Annotated in this window: 1 rRNA gene; it reads left to right on the top strand. The window is 52.8% G+C overall.

What is annotated here, in order from left to right:
- Positions 1-19: 19 nt before the first annotated feature.
- Positions 20-3,086: ribosomal RNA gene (locus HMPREF2692_RS01255) — 23S ribosomal RNA — on the top strand.
- The last annotated feature ends 17 nt before the right edge of the window (positions 3,087-3,103 follow it).

The raw sequence follows: 3,103 nt of genomic DNA, 5'->3' as shown, positions 1-3,103 counted from the left end.
TTGTTGTTGTGTTGGTTGTGTGTTCGTTATTTAGGGCGCATGGTGGATGCCTTGGCATGCTGAGCCGATGAAGGACGTGAAAGGCTGCGTTAAGCCTCGGGGAGTTGTCAATTAAGCGTTGATCCGAGGATGTCCGAATGGGGAAACCTGGCACTTGTTATGGAGTGTTACCCTTCAGTGAATTCATAGCTGTTGTGGGGGTTGACGCGGGGAAGTGAAACATCTCAGTACCCGTAGGAGAAGAAAATAATAATGATTCTGCTAGTAGTGGCGAACGAACGTGGATGAGGCTAAACCGTGTGCATGTGATACTTGGTAGGGGTTGTGTGTGCGGTGTTGTGGGCCTTGATGTGCAGCGACTACCATCGTTGCGTCTTGTTGTTGGTGTTAGGTGAAGTGGTGTGGAAACGCCTGCCGTAGAGGGTGATAGTCCTGTAGCTGAAGACATTGATGATGGGGTTGTCAAGTTGCCCGAGTAGCAGCGGGCTCGTGGAATCTGCTGTGAATCTGCCGGGACCACCCGGTAAGCCTAAATACTCAGTGTGACCGATAGTGGATAGTACCGTGAGGGAATGGTGAAAAGTACCCCGGGAGGGGAGTGAAATAGTTCCTGAAACCATGTGCTTACAATCCGTCAGAGCACCGTTTGTGTGTGATGGCGTGCCTTTTGAAGAATGAGCCTGCGAGTCAGCGGCATGTCGCGAGGTTAACCCGTGTGGGGTAGCCGTAGGGAAACCGAATCCTAATGGGGTGTCAAGTGGCATGTCCTGGACCCGAAGCGGGGTGATCTACCCATGGCCAGTGTGAAGCAGCAGTAAGATGCTGTGGAGGCGCGAACCCACGTAGGTTGAAAACTGCGGGGATGAGCTGTGGGTAGGGGTGAAAGGCCAATCAAACTCCGTGATAGCTGGTTCTCCCCGAAATGCATTTAGGTGCAGCGTCGCATTAGCTTGGTGGAGGTAGAGCTACTGGTTGGTTGAGCGGGACTACAATCTTAGCAATGTCAGCCAAACTCCGAATGCCATTAATGTGTTGTGCGGCAGTGAGACTGTGGGGGATAAGCTTCATAGTCGAGAGGGAAACAGCCCAGATCGCCGGTTAAGGCCCCTAAGGGTGTGCTAAGTGGAAAAGGATGTGGGATCGCGAAGACAGCCAGGAGGTTGGCTTAGAAGCAGCCATCCTTGAAAGAGTGCGTAATAGCTCACTGGTCGAGTGGTTCTGCGCCGACAATGTAGTGGGGCTCAAGCACACCGCCGAAGCCGCGGCAATAATTTTTGTTATTGGGTAGGGGAGCGTCGTGCACGTGTTGAAGCGTTACCGTAAGGAGGCGTGGAGTGTGTGCGAGTGAGAATGCAGGCATGAGTAACGAATTGGAAGGTGAGAATCCTTCCCGCCGGATGACTAAGGGTTCCTGGGTCAAGTTCGTCTTCCCAGGGTGAGTCGGGACCTAAGGCGAGGCCGACAGGCGTAGTCGATGGATAACCAGTTGATATTCTGGTACCCGAGTATATGCGCCCCTGATAAAGCACTGATACTAACCACCACAAGCACTTTTCGATGACACTTTGTGTTGTTGGTTGGTGTGCGTCGTGGGGCCTGATGTGTGGTTCAAGCGATGGGGTGACACAGTGGGGTAGCCATGCCACTTAGTGGATTGTTGGTGTAAGCGTGTAGCTTGGGGTGTAGGTAAATCCGCATCCTTTTATGTGAGACGTGATGCGTAGCCTTAATTGGTGAAGTTGGTGATCCCGTGCTGTCGAGAAAAGCCTCTAGCGATGTATATACTCGGCCCGTACCCCAAACCGACACAGGTAGTCAGGTTGAAAATACTAAGGCGTTCGGGTGAACTGTGGTTAAGGAACTCGGCAAAATGCCCCCGTAACTTCGGGAGAAGGGGGACCCTATGGCGTTAACACTCTTTGCGGTGGTAAGCGTTGTGGGGTCGCAGAGAATAGAGGGGAGCGACTGTTTATCAAAAACACAGGTCCATGCGAAGACGTTAAGTTGATGTATATGGACTGACGCCTGCCCGGTGCTGGAAGGTTAAGAGGACCGGTTAGTTCATCTTTGATGGGCGAAGCTGAGAATTTAAGCCCCAGTAAACGGCGGTGGTAACTATAACCATCCTAAGGTAGCGAAATTCCTTGTCGGGTAAGTTCCGACCTGCACGAATGGCGTAACGACTCCCCTGCTGTCTCAACCACAGGCCCGGTGAAATTGCACTACGAGTAAAGATGCTCGTTACGCGCGGCAGGACGAAAAGACCCCGGGACCTTCACTATAGCTTGGTATTGGTGTTCGGTTCGGTTTGTGTAGGATAGGTGGGAGACTGTGAAGCTATCACGCCAGTGGTGGTGGAGTCGTTGTTGAAATACCACTCTGATCGGATTGGATACCTTAACCTTGGCCCATGATCTGGGTTGGGGACAGTGCCTGGTGGGTAGTTTAACTGGGGCGGTTGCCTCCCAAAATGTAACGGAGGCGCCCAAAGGTTCCCTCAGCCTGGTTGGCAATCAGGTGGTGAGTGTAAGTGCACAAGGGAGCTTGACTGTGAGAGTGACAGCTCGAACAGGGACGAAAGTCGGGACTAGTGATCCGGCACCTACTTGTGGATGTGGTGTCGCTCAACGGATAAAAGGTACCCCGGGGATAACAGGCTGATCTTCCCCAAGAGTCCATATCGACGGGATGGTTTGGCACCTCGATGTCGGCTCGTCGCATCCTGGGGCTGGAGTAGGTCCCAAGGGTTGGGCTGTTCGCCCATTAAAGCGGCACGCGAGCTGGGTTCAGAACGTCGTGAGACAGTTCGGTCTCTATCCGCCGCGCGCGTTGAAACTTGAAGAAGGCTGTCCCTAGTACGAGAGGACCGGGACGGACGTACCTCTAGTGTGCCAGTTGTTCCGCCAGGGGCATCGCTGGTTGGCTACGTACGGAAGGGATAACCGCTGAAAGCATCTAAGCGGGAAGCCTGTTTTAAGATGAGGTTTCATTCGAGGTCCCCTAAAGACTATGGGGTTGATAGGCCAGACATGGAAGCATCGCAAGATGTGAAGTCTACTGGTACTAATAGACCAAAACAAACACACACAATGTGCAACACACA

The organism is Corynebacterium sp. HMSC036D03, from assembly GCF_001836185.1.
In the GTDB taxonomy this organism is placed as follows: domain Bacteria; phylum Actinomycetota; class Actinomycetes; order Mycobacteriales; family Mycobacteriaceae; genus Corynebacterium; species Corynebacterium simulans.
The sequence above is the reverse complement of the archived record's forward strand: the minus strand, read 5'-3'. Positions and strand labels throughout refer to the sequence as shown.